Origin of the sequence: Pseudodesulfovibrio sp. zrk46, from assembly GCF_012516435.1 — a bacterium.
Classification (GTDB): domain Bacteria; phylum Desulfobacterota; class Desulfovibrionia; order Desulfovibrionales; family Desulfovibrionaceae; genus Pseudodesulfovibrio.
In genome coordinates this window covers 1000142-1015940 of the sequence record NZ_CP051216.1, presented here as the reverse complement: position 1 = coordinate 1015940, position 15799 = coordinate 1000142, and the positions used below count along the sequence as shown (strand labels likewise).

14 protein-coding genes are annotated in these 15799 nt (G+C 53.1%); 8 read left to right on the top strand and 6 right to left on the bottom strand.

Annotation, left to right across the window (positions count from 1 at the left end):
* Positions 1-19: 19 nt before the first annotated feature.
* Complete coding sequence (locus HFN16_RS04665) at positions 20-535, bottom strand: dTDP-4-dehydrorhamnose 3,5-epimerase family protein (RefSeq protein WP_168889598.1); 516 nt, start codon at positions 533-535, stop codon at positions 20-22.
* Between the two features lie 661 nt (positions 536-1196).
* Between HFN16_RS04665 and HFN16_RS04660 the strand changes: the two genes are divergently transcribed.
* The 7 genes from HFN16_RS04660 to HFN16_RS04630 all read left to right on the top strand — a co-directional run bounded on the left by HFN16_RS04660 (position 1197) and on the right by HFN16_RS04630 (position 8815).
* Positions 1197-1940: a phosphocholine cytidylyltransferase family protein gene (locus tag HFN16_RS04660; protein ID WP_168889597.1), complete on the top strand. Its 744-nt coding sequence runs from the start codon at positions 1197-1199 to the stop codon at positions 1938-1940.
* A complete protein-coding gene (locus tag HFN16_RS04655) occupies positions 1937-3493 on the top strand; it encodes a 6-hydroxymethylpterin diphosphokinase MptE-like protein (protein WP_168889596.1) in 1557 nt (518 codons plus the stop codon). The genes HFN16_RS04660 and HFN16_RS04655 overlap by 4 nt, the downstream gene beginning before the upstream one ends.
* Before the next feature lie 210 nt (positions 3494-3703).
* Positions 3704-6073, top strand: coding sequence for a PEP-utilizing enzyme (locus tag HFN16_RS04650; protein WP_168889595.1), 2370 nt, complete (start codon positions 3704-3706; stop codon positions 6071-6073).
* Complete coding sequence (locus tag HFN16_RS04645; protein ID WP_168889594.1) at positions 6073-6696, top strand: gamma-glutamyl-gamma-aminobutyrate hydrolase family protein; 624 nt, start codon at positions 6073-6075, stop codon at positions 6694-6696. The genes HFN16_RS04650 and HFN16_RS04645 overlap by 1 nt, the downstream gene beginning before the upstream one ends.
* 5 nt (positions 6697-6701) lie before the next feature.
* Positions 6702-7460 carry a phosphocholine cytidylyltransferase family protein gene (locus tag HFN16_RS04640; protein ID WP_168889593.1) on the top strand — a complete coding sequence of 253 codons (759 nt, stop codon included), beginning with the start codon at positions 6702-6704 and terminating at the stop codon, positions 7458-7460.
* Positions 7461-7472: 12 nt separating this feature from the next.
* Positions 7473-7985 carry an adenylyl-sulfate kinase gene (locus HFN16_RS04635; RefSeq protein WP_168889592.1) on the top strand — a complete coding sequence of 171 codons (513 nt, stop codon included), beginning with the start codon at positions 7473-7475 and terminating at the stop codon, positions 7983-7985.
* A 62-nt stretch (positions 7986-8047) separates the two neighbouring features.
* On the top strand, positions 8048-8815 hold the full coding sequence (locus tag HFN16_RS04630) for a class I SAM-dependent methyltransferase (protein ID WP_168889591.1): 768 nt from the start codon (positions 8048-8050) through the stop codon (positions 8813-8815).
* An 87-nt stretch (positions 8816-8902) separates the two neighbouring features.
* Here the strand turns inward: HFN16_RS04630 and HFN16_RS04625 are convergent, their stop codons facing one another.
* From HFN16_RS04625 to HFN16_RS04605, 5 genes are read right to left on the bottom strand one after another with little or no spacing between them, the layout of a single operon-like run.
* Entirely contained in the window at positions 8903-10168 is a 1266-nt protein-coding gene (locus HFN16_RS04625; RefSeq protein ID WP_168889590.1) for a hypothetical protein, read from the bottom strand.
* 37 nt (positions 10169-10205) lie between these two features.
* Positions 10206-11072 (bottom strand): hypothetical protein, encoded by an 867-nt coding sequence (locus HFN16_RS04620; RefSeq protein WP_168889589.1) that lies wholly within the window; start codon positions 11070-11072, stop codon positions 10206-10208.
* Positions 11056-11829, bottom strand: coding sequence for a transketolase (locus HFN16_RS04615; RefSeq protein ID WP_168889588.1), 774 nt, complete (start codon positions 11827-11829; stop codon positions 11056-11058). Before HFN16_RS04615 ends, HFN16_RS04620 begins: the two co-directional genes overlap by 17 nt.
* 5 nt (positions 11830-11834) lie before the next feature.
* Complete coding sequence (locus HFN16_RS04610; protein WP_168889587.1) at positions 11835-12593, bottom strand: class I SAM-dependent methyltransferase; 759 nt, start codon at positions 12591-12593, stop codon at positions 11835-11837.
* Positions 12590-13549: an NAD(P)-dependent oxidoreductase gene (locus HFN16_RS04605; protein ID WP_168889586.1), complete on the bottom strand. Its 960-nt coding sequence runs from the start codon at positions 13547-13549 to the stop codon at positions 12590-12592. Before HFN16_RS04605 ends, HFN16_RS04610 begins: the two co-directional genes overlap by 4 nt.
* A gap of 284 nt (positions 13550-13833) precedes the next feature.
* On the opposite strand from HFN16_RS04605, the gene HFN16_RS04600 reads away from it, so the two are divergent.
* Positions 13834-15798: a radical SAM protein gene (locus tag HFN16_RS04600; RefSeq protein WP_168889585.1), complete on the top strand. Its 1965-nt coding sequence runs from the start codon at positions 13834-13836 to the stop codon at positions 15796-15798.
* The last annotated feature ends 1 nt before the right edge of the window (position 15799 follow it).

Genomic DNA, 15799 nt, shown 5'->3' with positions numbered 1-15799 from the left:
ATGGTTCCATGTGGATTGGTTACCAGGAGCCATCCAAATCACGCTTGGACAGGATTGGGTTTTCCACGGGCCAGAAGATGTCAAACTCCGGATGGTTGTGCTTGTAGGTGAATTGTCCGTCCGGGTTGTAGTACGTGGATTGTTTGTAATGGAAGATCGCCTTGTCGCTCATGATGAGGTGGGCGTTGCCGAACCTCGGCGGAATCAGGATCTGCTTGTAAGTGGTGTCAGACATGTTGAAGGCCTGCCACTTGCCGAAGGTGGGCTCATCTTCACGGCAATCCACTACCACCAGATAGAATTTTCCAAGCAGACAGGAGACCAGTTTCCAAGTGCTCTGGTCGCCGTGGATGCCGCGCAGCACATGTTTGGTGGAGGTGGAGATGTCGTCCTGAATGAAGGTTACGTCGATGCCCGCGTCGCGGTACATCTTCTCATTGTATGTTTCCACATAGTTGCCCCGGAAGTCCTCAAAGACAAAGGGGGTGATTTCCAATACGCCTTCAAGCTGAGTCTCTTTGATTTGGATTTCCATGCATTCTCCGCCGCGATGATATGGTTTTGTTCCGGGCTGAGTGGTCGACTTCGATATTGTTGAGGCCGACGACTCTCGGAAATTATTGCCTAGTCGGTTTGGGTGTTGACCCTCATTCTCTTCACTTAATGAATGATCGACAGATTCCGGGGTTGCTTTAGGGGCGACTTTGATCTGTTGCAATCATTTCACGTCGTTTGCAATTGTCCGGCCACTCGTGAAGAGGGAGCCTGTTAAATGCAAAAACATTTCCATATAAGGAACGAGAAGGCAACCACAAGGGGTCAGAATTTTTGTAACCTTCTTCTTTCAAGGTGATTTTCATCCTCCTTAAATCTTGTTTTCAAGGGCGGAAAAATCTTCAGGCACCCTACCGAATAAACGGGAAAATGTTAACCCATTGAATAGTTTTCACTGTCAATGCGGTGAATTTGTCAAGAAACTGACTTTTTACTCGGTGGAATTATGGGGTAGCTGAATTGTTCTGTTGTCCTCCGGCACGTGGTTGCGATGTGGAAAATGAAGATTATCCGTATTTACGGTGAGATCGGTGGAGGAATCCCCGTCGAATCAGTTGCAAGTGCCTTTATGTATGTATGTGGAACGAATGTTGCTTGGTTTATTGCGAACCAATCCTCTAGAAAATAGCGAGGTGTTAACCATGAAAGCAGTCATTCTGGCCGCCGGTGTAGGCAGCCGACTCGGCAACCCGTTTCCCAAATCCTTGTCTACGCTCCCTTCCGGGGAACGTATTCTCGGTCGACAGATTCGTATTCTGCGCGAACTGGGCATCAAGGAAATCCATGTGGTCGTCGGATTCAAAAAGACGTTGCTGATGGAGGAATACCCGCAGGCTCTCTTCCGCTACAATCCCATCTACTACCTTACCAACACGTCCAAAAGCCTGCTGACCGCCATCCGGGACCTTGACGACGACATCCTGTGGACCAACGGCGATGTGGTCTTTGATCCGGAAGTCATCAAGCATCTTCTCGAAACCGAAGGCAACGCTGTGGCAGTGGACAAAAAGAAGTGCGGCGAGGAAGAGGTGAAGTACCGTACCGATGAGCACGGCATGATCACCGAAATCTCCAAGCAGGTCTCTTCTCCTGAAGGTGAAGCTGTGGGCGTCAATCTGGTTCGCCGTGATTCCCTGCAGGAACTCGTCAAGGCTCTCGATGCCTGCGAGGACAACGATTACTTTGAGAAGGGTCTGGAGATGCTGGTTGAAAAGACCCCGTATCGGGCCGTGGACATTTCTGATCACCGCTGTATCGAAGTTGATTTTGAAGTGGACCTCGTGGAAGCACGTCGTCTGTTCGCCGATGCGCCGAACCGGGTGAGCCATTTGCCTGTTGCGAAGCCTGCACCTGAAGCAGATGTTCTGGAGAAGACAGCTGGATGATGAAATGCGATGAATCCCTGACTGGGGGCAGTGACGAGAGCGTGTGCGCCCCTTCTTACCTTAAAAGGAATCCGGATACAGGACGGCTGTATATCGATATTTTCGACCCGAGCGTGTTCGACAGTGCCGAATTCGTGGAGGGTGGAGAGAATGCAGATAATAACCAGCCTCCACAACCGGACCATGAGCTCTTTGTAGATATCAAGGCCGGGCTCATGACGCTTTCCCACAAAGGGGGGGAGTCTTTTCAGTCTCCCTTGTCTTTGCAGACCATCCACGCCTTGTATCACCGTGATGACAAGGAGATGTTTAGCAATGGTCTGAATTTGCGTATATCCCGGAAGGACATCACTCATCCGTTGGGGTTTGAAGCGTTGCTTCAAGTGATCATGATAAATGCCATCTTTTGCGTTTACCCGAGAGTGTGCAGTTGGTCGCCCTGGACTTCCCGATTGCACAGCCTGCACATTGACGCGGAGACCAACTTTATCCGCAACGCCGCGTACATCAATCGTCTCAACCATGTGTTTACTCTTTCCAACAGGTTCGCCGGTCAACCTATTCTACTCGCTCTTCCTGGCCCCTCTCTGGACATTGACTACATTCGAAAGCATCGTTCCGCATTCACGGTTGTTGCTGCAGGGCGAGCCTGTCAGCGTCTCATCGAGGCAGAAGTCTACCCTGATGTTGCGTATATTCAGGATGTTAATACCCCCGCATGGGAAAAAAGCTTTGGGTCTCTTGGCGATAAGAAGATCCCAACAATCCTTATTGCCAATCCTTTGGGGCGGATCTGGAAGTATCATGACAATTTCCAGCGAGTGTTCAAAGGGTGGAATCTCTATCCCTTTGAACGAGATGTCTTTCCGAAGATCGAAGAAATAGCTCCGAGTACTACTTCCGGAGCCTACTCTCTTGTTCGTCTCCTTGGCGGCAACCCCATTGTTATTGCGGGTAATGATTGTGGCGACAACGTGTCTTCTCTGGAAGGAGTTGGCGTTCCCGAGTCCATGACCAGTCTGCCGTATGCCGTGGAGGGCGACCACTTGATCTTTTCTCCTGTGGAGCAAGATCAAAACATGTACCTAGGATTCGGTGATGAGTTCTCGGTGCAAACACAGAACGGATATATTGCAGGTGCGCAGTGGTTGAAGAACCGCGTCATGCAGGATGCAACTGAACATGGTGTTGATGTATATGATTTTTCACATACCCGGCTTTGTCAGTTCAATACCAATATTAGGGATGGTGTCGATTTTCGACCGGGATATCCGGTGGGAGCTCCTGCTCTGCCGGCATATACGACGAATTACGATATGGTGAAGTATCTTCGTCAGAAGAAGAGCAGTTACGGATTCATTTTGCGTCAATTGGAAAAGGGGATCATGCCCAAGGCTGCCACGCGTTACCCCCATACCTGTGTACTGACAGGAACGTTGATCGAGCAGGGTAACAACGTCAAAACCGTTCCGGAAGATGTACTCGTTGCAAAAGAGAACGCAGAGTCCTTAATTGGTCATATCGATATGGCTTTGGAACAACTGGGTGAGTGATCGTGTCTTCGGTCATTTCCTCATGCCTCTTGTCTGACAAGAGAACATACCCTAACGTAGAGCGTACTTGTTTTTATGTTGGGCCAAAGGGGAAAGGCTATTGATGCGGAACGGTGGGGATGTACAGCATGAATGTGGTGCTAATGGAATGGATACTGCACATGTCGTGACAACGTGTCGTAATAAGCTCACCACTTCCAGGGAGAGGATATGAACGAGATGCTGTTTGCCTCTAAAGCAAAAACCCTTTTGTTTTTGCAGGATACGACTGATCTTTGCGTTCCGGAGGTCACTTCTGTTTCCGCACGAGATTGGCTAACTGACGCAGCGTCTGTAGTTCGTCAGATTGTTGACAACCACCCCGGCAAGAGCTTCGCTGTCCGTAGCTCCAGCTCAATGGAAGATACTGCCTGTTTTTCTGGTGCCGGAGCCTTTACCTCGCTGCTGGAGGTGAAAGGAACCCCTGAAGATCTGCGCCGTGCCATCAACACGGTATTCGATTCCTACGGTCTTGCCGATGTGTCGAACGAAGAAGTTCTGGTGCAGCCCATGGTCAGCGACATCGTGGTCAGTGGTGTGATCATGACCAAGAGCCTTACGGATGGCGCCCCCTATTATGTCATCAATTATGATGACGAGTCTGGCCGTACCGACACCATCACCGGTGGGACGGGCGTCAACAAGACAGTCTCTGTCTATCATTCGCCGCCCGACGACTGTTTTGACTCCGATCGCGTGAAGAAGCTGTTCGAGTTCGCTCAGAAGGTTGAGCGAGAATGCGGGCGTGGCTGTCTTGATATCGAGTTTGGCATGGACAAAGACGGTACGGTGCATCTCTTTCAGGTGCGCCCCATCTGCGCCACCCACAACTGGGCACCGGAGACCGAAGAGCTGGTCAGCACCAATATTTCCCATGTGGTCTCTTTCCTTGAGTCGTACTTCCAGCCCAAGCCCGGCCTCTACGGTGATCAGGCTATCCTCGGCGTCATGCCGGATTGGAATCCGGCCGAGATGATCGGGCTGACTCCGTATCCCCTTGCCAGCTCTCTCTACAAGAATTTGATTACTCGCCGCGTGTGGAGCAGCGCACGTGAGTACATGGGGTATCGGGCCATGCCCGCCCATGAACTCATGGTGCTTATCGCCGGTCGCCCTTATATTGATGTCCGTGCCAGCTTCAACTCCTTCATTCCTGACGGGGTGGACGATGACGTGGCCGAGATGTTGACCAATGCGTGGCTCTCACGCCTTTCGGACAAGCCGGAGCTGCACGACAAGGTCGAGTTCGACATCGTACAGACGACCATGGATTTTCGTTTTGAGCAGAACCTTGATGAGCGCTATCCCGGCCTGCTTTCCTCGGAGCAGCGCAGGATGTTCAAGGATGCTCTGGCAGATTTGACGTTGCGCAATCTCGATTTGGGCGAGACCGGCAGCATGGCGCGTGCCGAACAGGCGATCAGCCGACTCTATACCTGGCAACGGAATCGCGAGGCAGTGGACAAGTCCTATCTGGCCAATATCGCCAATCGACTTGAGGAGTGCCGTCACTACGGCACACTGCCGTTTTCGATTCTGGCCCGTCACGGCTTCATCGCCGAGGCCCTGCTGCGGACCGCCGTGTCTCGCGGAGCGTTGGCTCAAGAGCGTGTGGCGGCCATGAAAGCGAGCATTGAAACCATTTCCGGCGTCATGAGTGCAGATTTTGCCAAGGTGCAGCAGGGGTTGGAGAGCGAGGAGCGGTTCATCGCCGAATACGGCCATCTCCGTCCGGCCACCTATGATATCCTCTCACCTTGTTACGCGAATCGGTCCCACCTGTTCGACTATGAGAAGGCCATAGACGCCCCCCACAGCTCCAAGCCGTTTGCCTTTACTCCGGTGGAGGCCAGCCAGCTCTCCATGCTGCTTGCCGAAGCCGGGCTTGGTGACGTGAAACCGGAAATGCTGGTGGAATACGTGCGCAGGGCGATCAGTGGCAGGGAATTCGCGAAGTTCGTCTTTACCCGCAATATCTCCGAGGTGCTGGAGATGTTGGCCCGCTGGGGTTGTCAGTATGATTTTTCACGGGAAGATCTCGCCTTCCTGTCCATCGAGGACGTGGTGGGGTGGAACAGCACCAGCCTGCTCTGTGATCCTCAGGCGTATTTCGTCAAGAATATCCGTGAAGGCCAGGAATTGCATCAGATCGGGCAGGGACTCCAGCTCGGCTATCTGATCCGTTCAGCCAATGATGTCTATGTGGTGCCTCAACATCGCAGCGCACCCAACTTCATAGGCAGCGGGTGCATCGAAGCGCCCGTGGTTGCTTTGACTGCGCAGTCTTCCTGTGACGTCAAACTCAAGGGGCGCATCGTGTGTATCGAGAACGCCGATCCTGGGTATGATTGGATCTTCACGCGCGACATCGCGGGCCTGGTCACCAAGTTCGGTGGTGCCAATTCCCACATGGCCATCCGGTGCGCAGAGTATGGCATCCCGGCAGCCATTGGTGTTGGCGACAAATTGTTCATCGAATCCGTAGAGGCTGACCGTGCGCTCCTCAACGTCGACGGACGCACCCTCAAGGGGACACGTTGATGGCTCGAAAGCGCATTGGCGTCACCATGCGTCAGGTTCGGGTCGAGCAGACCGATACGACCTATGACTCTCTGGATACAGACTGGCTTCCATTTCTGAACGATGTCCTGCCGGATGTCGTATGGGTCCCGGTGCCCAACATGGGCGAGGCCGTCGTCGACTGGGCGAGTGACCTGGGACTCAGTGGGGTGCTACTCACTGGCGGCGACGATTGGGGTACGTTTCCTGTTCGGGATCAGACCGAGAGAGCTTTGTGCGAGTGGGCCAAGGCCGAGCAGCTTCCACTGCTGGGTGTCTGTCGTGGAATGCAGGTGCTGAATTACGTCATGGGCGGCAAACTGCCTTCGGTGAGAAACGGCGAGTCTGAAGTGGACCACGTGGCTGCTGTCCATCAGTTGGAAACCCCGGATGGTGTTTTGACGGTGAACTCATTCCACAACGGTTTGCTGCAGGAGCAGGATGTCGCTCCTTTGTTTCTGATTTGGGCCCGGTCTGCTGATGGCATGGTGGAAGCTGTGCGAAAGCATGGCGGTATGATGACCGGAATCATGTGGCATCCGGAACGGGAGTCCACGCCGATGGAGCATGACATGAAACTGTTCAAATCGATTTTTGGAGAATGAGATAGATGCAGGCATTAATACTGGCCGCAGGCAGAGGGTCGCGCATGTGTGAAGAGACACGCGACAAGCCCAAGTGCCTGATTCCGCTTTCCGGCAAGCCCATGTTGCACTGGCAATTACAGTCCCTTCAGTCCGCAGGGCTGGAGACCATTACCGTTGCCACTGGATACAAGGGGCATCTGCTTACCGGAGAGTTTAAAACCGTTGAGAACCCGGTATGGGACAAGACCAATATGGTGAGCACCATGTTGTGCGCACTCCCGGAGCTGGCGGCGTCGCCTTGCATCATCTCCTATTCGGACATCGTCTATCACCCGGATCATGTTCGTGCCTTGGCCGGGGCCGATGGCGATATTTCCATCACCTACGACAGGGAGTGGAAGTCCCTCTGGAGCGTGCGGTTCGACAATCCACTGGATGATGCCGAGACTTTCAGGGAGCAGGATGGAATTTTACAGGATATCGGTAGAAGAACCGATTCCTATGAGGATATTCAGGGGCAGTTCATGGGGCTGCTCAAGTTTTCCGCCGATGGATTCGAACAGGTGAAGGACCTGCTGGGCAGCCTGTCGGAAGAGGAGGTCGCAAAGCTCGACATGACGGCTTTGCTGCAGCGGCTGCTGGCCGCAGGAGCCCATATCACTGCAGTGCCGGTATCTGGCCAGTGGTGCGAAGCGGATTCCATGGAGGATGTCACCGCATACGAGAAGTGCATCCGTGAACATGAAAATAACAAGACGCGTTGGTCGCACGACTGGCGTTGATTTGAGGGGATCATGGAGCCAAAGGTTATTTGGATTACAGGTTTGTCCGGAGCAGGCAAGACTACCATGGCAAGGCAGCTCGCTGTTCAACTGGAGGGGAAAGGCCTTTCTCCAGTCCTTCTTGATGGTGATGCCGTACGCGAAGCCATCGGTGATGAAAATTGTGGGCACGATCGACATTGTCGCCTTGTCAACGCATATCGGATTTGTCGTTTGGCAAAAATGATTGCTGACCAAGGCAGGATCGTAATTGTGGCCACCATGTCATTGTTTCATGAAATCCATGAATGGAATCGGGCTAACTACCCCAGCTACTACGAGGTCTTGCTGGAGTGTGATGCTGATGTTCTTAAGCAACGGGATAGTAAAGGACATTATGGCCGTGGAGAGAATTTGCCAGGGATTGATATAGTTCCAGAATTACCTCTTAAGGCCGATATCGTGCTGTGTAACATGGATTTTTCTGTTCCTCCCGAACAGCTTGCCAATGATGTGATCATGGGGATTGAAGGCAAGCTGTCTTGAGCAGATTTTTACATTGCGAGAACGCAACAAACATCGACCCATTTTTAAGGAGATAATTGATTATGAAGCATGGAGATTTTACCAAACTCGCAAAGAATTATGCCATGTACAGGCCTGCATATGCCCCGCCTGTGCTGGAAGCAATATTGGGTCTGACAGGAAAGGATACCAAGGAGATCGATTTTGCGGATGTCGGTGCTGGAACTGGTATCTGGGCTAGAATGGCAGCCGCTGCGGGCTGCAAGACAAGGGCTGTTGAACCCAATGAGGCCATGCGTTTGGAGGGGGAAAAGCAGAATGGCAGTCTCGATATCCTGTGGGTCGATGGTAGCGCGGAAGAAACTGGTTTGGGGGATAACTCGGCTGACATTTTAACGATGGCGTCCTCTTTTCATTGGGCTGATTTTGACGTGGCGACAAAGGAATTTCAGCGTGTGCTTCGGCCTGGTGGACTTTTTATGGCTTTATGGAACACACGGATTACCGATACCAATCCACTTCTTGTCGATATCGAGAACAAGTTGAAAGAACTCGTGCCGGACATGAAGAGGGTTTCTTCCGGCAGGTCTGAATTTTGTGACCATCTGTTTGACAAGTTGGAGGGGGCTTCGGTCTTCGATTCCGTTCTCTATATGGAGGGAAAGCATGTTGAATACCAGTCTCCTGAACGCTATATTGGGCTTTGGGAATCGGTCAACGATGTGCGGGTTCAAGCTGGAGAGGAACGGTTTGGACAGTTTATGGACTACATAAAGGAACGGGTAAACAACCTTGAACACATCGAAGCGACCTACCTCACTCGTGCCTGGATTGGTTTCACCACCAAGTAATTATAAATACGACCGAATAGGTACCCAATAAAGTAGGGGCTTGCGGCAACCGCAAGCCCCTACTTTACTGTTTATGGACGAGAGTGGTTAGTACACGATTATGAGATCGTACTTGTTACTCATCATTTCTACCCGAGAACGGGCGGTCATCCCAAGTGACTTGGCGTATGAATCCACTATAATACCCTCGGGCATGACTTCGTACATTTCGGCTTTAGTCATGACCTGGTACCCCATTAGTTTCGTTCCGGGAGTGGCTTGATCGTCCACAAACCCCTTGAATCCACTGAGGCCAGCGTTAATGATTGGGAGCAGGAGGTCTAAAGATTCTCTTTCCGTTCCCCAGACAACGAATGGTTGTTTTCCAATAGCGTCAGCAAACAATTGGCTGTCAATTACCGTGAGTGTAAACGGGTGGAACTTGATGTTGTTTGCCGCAAAGCTGGTTCCGCCAGGCTTGCTGTTGGCAGTAAAAAACTGCTTAGGTGTGAACTTGTAACTACGATTATAGAAATCGTCCCTGAACTTCTTGTTGGCCTTGATCGAATGGGATTTAAGGATGTGGTATGTTCTGTCCGTAAAAATCTCGTCAGAAAGACGATCCAAAAACTTGTTTTTGAAGTAATCGTAAACTTCAATTTCATCACGCAGGAGATAACGAATTTTTTCCATCGTTTCCGCAGGAATGTCCGCTTCTTCCCATTTCTTTAGCTCATGAGGATGGTATTGGATTGTAGGCGGAGCAATGGATAATCGCTGAGTGTTGAGGCCATAATCTAAAGCGAATTGGAAGATCGATTCTTCTTGGTACTCAAGAATGTAAATGGATTTGTACCGTTTCTCCATTGCTGCAATAATATTTTCATTGCTCAGAGAGAAAAAATCTTCATTTTCCGTATATACTTCAGGCGCAGAGAACCATTCTAGTCCACTGTAATCCATGTACGGCAAAAGATCCGCAAACTGGGAGCGCCTGTGAAAGTCGCTTATTTCTAGGTACTTATTTACATAGGTGTCCATGTCCGGACAATCCACAAGTAAGTCGGCCTCCCAGAATGAGCCTTCAGGCATTATGCTTCTATACCCATAGACCATAGACACGAAGCGGGATATCGGATTGCGCAGAACCGTCAGCCATGTGCAGGGCCTAGGCCAGTCCTTAAGCTGGTTGCTGACGCCCACACCCCATAGGAAATCAATTTTTTCTTTTGCATCAGTAGGCTCTTCTGTTGCAAGCCTCTCAGGTGTCACATTTTGAGCAGTAGCCCCTGTAGAGAAAAGAGGTTCGGCTAATCCTGCGAACGTGGCGCCGCCACCGTATAGCGGTCTGTCAAAGATGAAAGTTGGTTTCATGCTTACCTCAATAGCTATTGATAAATGTAGAAGCGTCTTAGCCTGTAGTTTGATTTATAATCGCGGCGCGGATGGATTCCACATCCAGACCAAGACTTTCGCGAACGTCGGCCAGCTTGCCGTAACAGGCGCAGAAGCTGTCCTTCAGACCGTGGTAGCGGGTCCGGATGTCGTCCATCTCGTTGACGGCTTCGTACAGGCCGAAGGCGTCGTGGACCACCACGATGTTGGTGTCCTTGTACTTGGCCAGCAGTTCGTAGTCGAACGGCTTGATGGTGGGGAAGTACAGGAGGTTGACCGAGAGGTCTTCGCACGCCTTGTGGACGTTGCCGAGGATCGGTCCGGCGGTGACCACGGTGGTGTCGCTGCCGCTGTCCTTGATGACCGTTCCCTTGCCGAACTCGATGTCTGTGTCGATGTCGTGGGGGTGGTCGGAGAGACGGTAGTATGTCGGGTTGCCGCTGTTGTAGGTCTGGCGCAGCAGCACGTCCAACTCCTTGTCGGAGCCGGGTTGCAGGACCTCCATGCCGGGCAGCAGACGCAGGATGGCCAGATCGGTCAGACAGTGGTGGGTCGCGCCGTCCCATGCGTAGTCAAAGCTGGCGCCGCAGGTCACGATGTTGGCCGGGAATTTGTTGTAGCAGAGGTCCAGCTTGATCTGCTCCAGGCTGCGCTCGGTGATGAACGGGGCAATGGTGTGGGCGAACGGGGTAAGCCCCTGCGATGCCAGACCAGCGGCCATGCTGATGATGGTGTTTTCACAGATGCCCACGTTGTAGAAACGCTCAGGGTACAGCTCCTGAAACTCGCGGAACAGGTAGACGCTGACGTCGCCGAAAAGCAGGGTGATAGTCGGATCTGTCTTGGCCAGATCCAGAATGGTGTCTCTAAACTGTCCGCGCATCGAGTTCCTCCAGAAAACGTTTCAGTTCCTCTTCGCTAGGGGAACGTCTGTGCCACGGGTAGTGGTTCTCCATCATTTCGGCGATGCCCTGACCTTTAACGGTGTTGGCCACGATGGCCTTGGGCATGTCGGACTTCTTTTCCAGCGCGGCGCGAATCTGGGCGGGATCATGGCCGTCGATTTCGGTCACGTCCATGCCGAAGGAAGCCAGCTTTTCGGCGGGGTTGTGAATCTGCAGGCCGCGAGCATGGGACATGTTGTTGTCGTAGATGACAGTCAACTTGTCGAGTTTCTGGTCAGCGGCCACAAGGAGCGCTTCCCATACAGAGCCTTCGTTGGCCTCTCCATCGCCGATCAGCGAGATGACACGGCGGTCACTCTTCTGAATCTTGAAGGCCATGGCCATGCCTACGGCCACACCGATGCCGTGACCGAGAGAGCCGGTGGATACTTCCACGCCGGGGGTCTTGCTCCGGTCACCGTGACAACCGAACTGGGAGCCGCAGCCGCCGAAAGTGCAGACAGGTTCAAGGTCGAAATATCCTTGCCGTGCCAGAACCACGTAATGCGCCAGTGCCGCATGGCCCTTGCTCAGGATGAAGATGTCCCGGTCGTTCCACTGGGGATCGGCGGGTTTGTGATTCATGGTCTCGTAAACGGTCTGCAACAACTCCACGATGGAGAAGCAGGTGGGGATATGCCCGTGCCCGCTCTCAAAGGAGATGTTGAGAATGTCTTTTCTGATCTGGGTATGCATGTCGATTATTCCACCACTGCGTAAGAGACGCGAGCGGTCATGGGCATACGCTTGATGCGCAGGCCGTTGACGCCCATGGTTTCCAGGAGAGCGACGGTTTCGCCGGGGAAGATGTCGTCGCACAACTCGTCAAATACCAGAATACTGCCCTTGAAGAGCCTGGGGGCGATGGCCTCCAGTGCAGCCTTGGTCGGGCTGTAGATGTCAAAGTCGAAGATGGCCAGAGAGACCAGCGTCTCGGGATGGCGCTCGATGTATGCCGGGATGGTCTCGCGGGCGTCGCCCTTGACCAGCTCGAATTTCTTGAGGTGGGAGATGGGATTGAGTTCTTCCTGCAGGGTCATGACCTTGGCGAGGTAGTCCTCGTAGTTGTCAGCCACGCCAAAGGAGCCGTCAGTACAGCGGCAGTTTGCGCCGTCTTTGTCTTCCATGCCCACGAACCCGTCAAAGGTGTCGAAGCCAATGATTTTGCGGTGGCGATTGAACGGCTCGAAGATGCCGCGCAAGGCGGACAGCATGGACAGGGTCTGGCCCCAGCGTACGCCGAACTCCATGATTACGCCGTGGGTGTCCACGAGCATCTTGTAAATCTCGTAGAAGAACAGCATACGGGACATGTTCTTGGAGGTCATGTACAGGCCGAGGTTGGCCAGCAGTTCGTCATCCGGGAGCGGTGTTCCCGTCAGCAGGTCAGTGAATTGGCCCTGGGCCCCTTTTTCCGAATCACTGGAAAGGACGATGGCGTCGTGTTTTTCCGTCTTCATTTTTCCCATGTTTCCTTGTTTTCTTTCCACCAGTCAGAGGTCAGTCGAATGCCCTCTTCCGGTGTGACAAGCGGTTTCCAGCCTGTTTCGTTCTGAATTCTGGAGATATCCAGTTCCCTTTTGGCGATGGTGCTCGGTGCATTGTCCGTATAGTGGAGCTTGCCCGGCTGGTGGTCGGCCGCCTTCAAGGCGTAGTCCACGACTTCGCCGACGGTAACACTCTTTCCACTGCCCACGTTGAAGATGTAATTATCGGTCTTTGTGGTGAGCACCTTCCACACGGCGCGAACAAAGTCGTCAGTGTAGATCACGTCGCGTGTGACTGATGGCGAACCCCAGACCTCAAACGGATCCATCTTCTCATTGGCTTTTCGGATGAGTGCCGGAATAAAATTAGAGCGTTTGGGGTGAAAAGTTGCTCTGGGGCCATAAATATTGGCCGCTCTCAGCACTCTGATGTTCATGCCCATGGTCTCGCGCCAGAATTGGCAGAGCTTTTCGGCAGAGCGTTTGGCCCATCCCACTCCAAAGTATGTGCCATGGGGATCCTGCATCAGGTCAAGGTCATCCTCGTGGATGGTTCCCTCCATATCCTGATAGACCGTGGCGGTGGAGACAAAGATAACGTCCTTTACCCCTTGCTCGTACAGGGCCTGAAGCATCTGTGCGTCCATGATCAGGTTGGATGTTGTCTGCCTGTATGGGGCATCCACTGCGCTCTGGACACCGCCGGTCACCGCAGCCATCATGATAGCTGCGTCGCATCCCTTGGCCACAGCGTGACAGTCCTCGTAACGGGTCAGGTCTGCCTTGACGTATTCCACGGCGTCGGTCCGGATTTCCGGGGTGCTGCTCCAGTGGGTGCCGCGCAAGGCGATGTCCGGCGCGATTTCGCCGAGCAACGATACAAGGGCCGACCCGGCAAGCCCGGTCGCTCCCGTTACAAGCAATTGCATGGAATACCTCGAATCGGGTTGAGTAAAATCCCTGTCACCAATGATAAAAACCGGTATTTTGAATACTGGTTTCAGGCATGGATCATTACCATTCGCTCAGGAAGGATGTAAACCTTTATGTCATTTCGGACGATAATATGGAACAGTGTGGAGCACGCAGTTTGCTTTCTCCTGCGCTTCATTGACACTGTAATGTGCAACGGCTAAACATTATTTGAAATTTCAAAACCATCGCCAGCCCAGGGCGACAACTTGGGCAACGGCGTTTACGCCTGCCAGCGAACATGACGAACACATCTTCCCGCATCACCGTCGCCATCTGCCAACTCGACAATCCTTTTGGCGATCAGAGCTACCTGCCGTACACGGCTGGTCTGCTGCAGGCCTACGTTCAGCAGCATGCCGAAACGCCGGAGCGATACGAGTTCTTGCTTCCCCTCTACAAGCGCATGCCCCTTGATGAAGTGGTTGAGGCTGTCATCGATGCCGATGTGGCCGCATTCAGCGTGTCCATGTGGAACCACCAGCTCTGTATGAAGGCCATTGCGGAGCTCAAGCTGCGCAAGCCGGAGATACTCACCGTGATCGGCGGTCCGCAGGTGCCCCGTGATTCCCGGCCGCTGATGGAAGAGAACCCGGCATTGGATGTCGCCATCCATGGCGAAGGAGAGCAGGTTTTTCTGGAGGTGCTGGAGGCGTTGCCCGGACGCGATTTCCGGCAGGTGAACGGCATCGCCTTTCGGGAGGAAGGACAGGTCGCTCTCAATCCGCCTCATGAGCGAATCCGGGATATCTCCACCATCCCCTCTCCGTATCTTTCCGGTGTGTTTGATCCGCTCGTCGAAGCCTATCCTGATCAGCTCTGGCAGGGATTGCTGGAGACCAATCGCGGGTGCCCTTTTGGTTGCGCCTACTGCGATTGGGGGCGTTCAGAAACCAAGCACGTTTTTCGCTTTCCTTTGGATCGTGTCCATGAAGAGCTTGAATGGTTCGCCAACAACAAAGTTGAGTTCATCTTCTGTTGCGACGCCAATTTCGGTTTGCTTCCCAGAGACGTGGATATTGCGGCCAAGGCGGCTGAAATCAAGGCCAAGCATGGCTACCCCAAAGCCCTTTCGGTGCAGTTTACCAAGAACTCATCCGAGCGCGCCTTTGAGACTCAGCGGATTCTCACCGAATCAGGCATGAGCAAGGGGGCAAATCTCGCCTTTCAGTCGCTCCATGAACCTGCCCTGCAATGCGCGGGCAGGACGAATATCTCCATGACTGAGTTCGAGACCCTGCAGCACCGCTTTCAGCGCGAAAACATCACTACCTTTTCTGACTTGATTCTGGGGATTCCGGGCGAGACTTACGAGAGCTTTGCCGAGGGCGTGGAAACCCTGATCAGTCGCGGTCAGCACAACCGTTTGCAGTTCAACAATCTGGTCATGCTGCCCAATGCGCCCATGGCCCAGCCCGAATACCGTGAAAAATATGACATCCAGACTGCCTGGACCCGTATTGTTTACGGCTACGGCGAACCTGACTCTGCCGCAGAAGTGACCGAGACGCAGGAGTTCGTCATTGGCACCTATTCCATGCCGCCGGAAGAGTGGCAGCGGACGCGCGCCTTTGCCTGGATGACCAACTTTCTCTATTTCAACAAGCTGCTCCAGATTCCCCTGCTGTACCTGAAGCAGGAGCTGAATGTAGACGTGACCGGCATGGTTCGTCTGTTCTGCCAGAGCGGGCTGGAGGAGTATCCTCTGCTGGCCGGTATCCGGGACCGTTTCGTGAACAAGGCGAAGGCGATTCAGGAAGGCGGCGAGGAATATGAACTCTCACCGCAGTGGTTCAACATCTGGTGGCCCATTGATACCCTTACGTTGGTGGAGACCGTCCATGGCGGGAATCTGGATGCGTTCTACGAGCAGGCAGGCGATCTGATTCGTCGTTTTCTGGCTGAAAAGGGACAGGAACTCCCACCGCATTTTGACGATGCCCTGATGCTGAATAAGGCGTTGATCAAGGTGCCTTTTGTCGATGACAACAGGGAGCTTACCCTAGGCTCAAACATCGGCGGTTATTACCACAACGTCATCATGGGGAATCCTGCCGAATTGGTCGAGACTCCCACCCGCTATCTCATCAAGGCTGCGGACGACACTTGGGACGACTGGATGGAGTGGGCCAGAAAGGCTGTCTGGTACGGGCACAAGGCCGCCAGATACATGTATGATTTTGAAGAAGAAACAGCGGAACCTTAGT

Coding starts and splice junctions, on each gene's coding strand:
- HFN16_RS04665 (WP_168889598.1), bottom strand. CDS start 535: ATGGAAATCCAAATCAAAGAGACTCAGCTTGAAGGCGTATTGGAAATC.
- HFN16_RS04660 (WP_168889597.1), top strand. CDS start 1,197: ATGAAAGCAGTCATTCTGGCCGCCGGTGTAGGCAGCCGACTCGGCAAC.
- HFN16_RS04655 (WP_168889596.1), top strand. CDS start 1,937: ATGATGAAATGCGATGAATCCCTGACTGGGGGCAGTGACGAGAGCGTG.
- HFN16_RS04650 (WP_168889595.1), top strand. CDS start 3,704: ATGAACGAGATGCTGTTTGCCTCTAAAGCAAAAACCCTTTTGTTTTTG.
- HFN16_RS04645 (WP_168889594.1), top strand. CDS start 6,073: ATGGCTCGAAAGCGCATTGGCGTCACCATGCGTCAGGTTCGGGTCGAG.
- HFN16_RS04640 (WP_168889593.1), top strand. CDS start 6,702: ATGCAGGCATTAATACTGGCCGCAGGCAGAGGGTCGCGCATGTGTGAA.
- HFN16_RS04635 (WP_168889592.1), top strand. CDS start 7,473: ATGGAGCCAAAGGTTATTTGGATTACAGGTTTGTCCGGAGCAGGCAAG.
- HFN16_RS04630 (WP_168889591.1), top strand. CDS start 8,048: ATGAAGCATGGAGATTTTACCAAACTCGCAAAGAATTATGCCATGTAC.
- HFN16_RS04625 (WP_168889590.1), bottom strand. CDS start 10,168: ATGAAACCAACTTTCATCTTTGACAGACCGCTATACGGTGGCGGCGCC.
- HFN16_RS04620 (WP_168889589.1), bottom strand. CDS start 11,072: ATGCGCGGACAGTTTAGAGACACCATTCTGGATCTGGCCAAGACAGAT.
- HFN16_RS04615 (WP_168889588.1), bottom strand. CDS start 11,829: ATGCATACCCAGATCAGAAAAGACATTCTCAACATCTCCTTTGAGAGC.
- HFN16_RS04610 (WP_168889587.1), bottom strand. CDS start 12,593: ATGAAGACGGAAAAACACGACGCCATCGTCCTTTCCAGTGATTCGGAA.
- HFN16_RS04605 (WP_168889586.1), bottom strand. CDS start 13,549: ATGCAATTGCTTGTAACGGGAGCGACCGGGCTTGCCGGGTCGGCCCTT.
- HFN16_RS04600 (WP_168889585.1), top strand. CDS start 13,834: ATGACGAACACATCTTCCCGCATCACCGTCGCCATCTGCCAACTCGAC.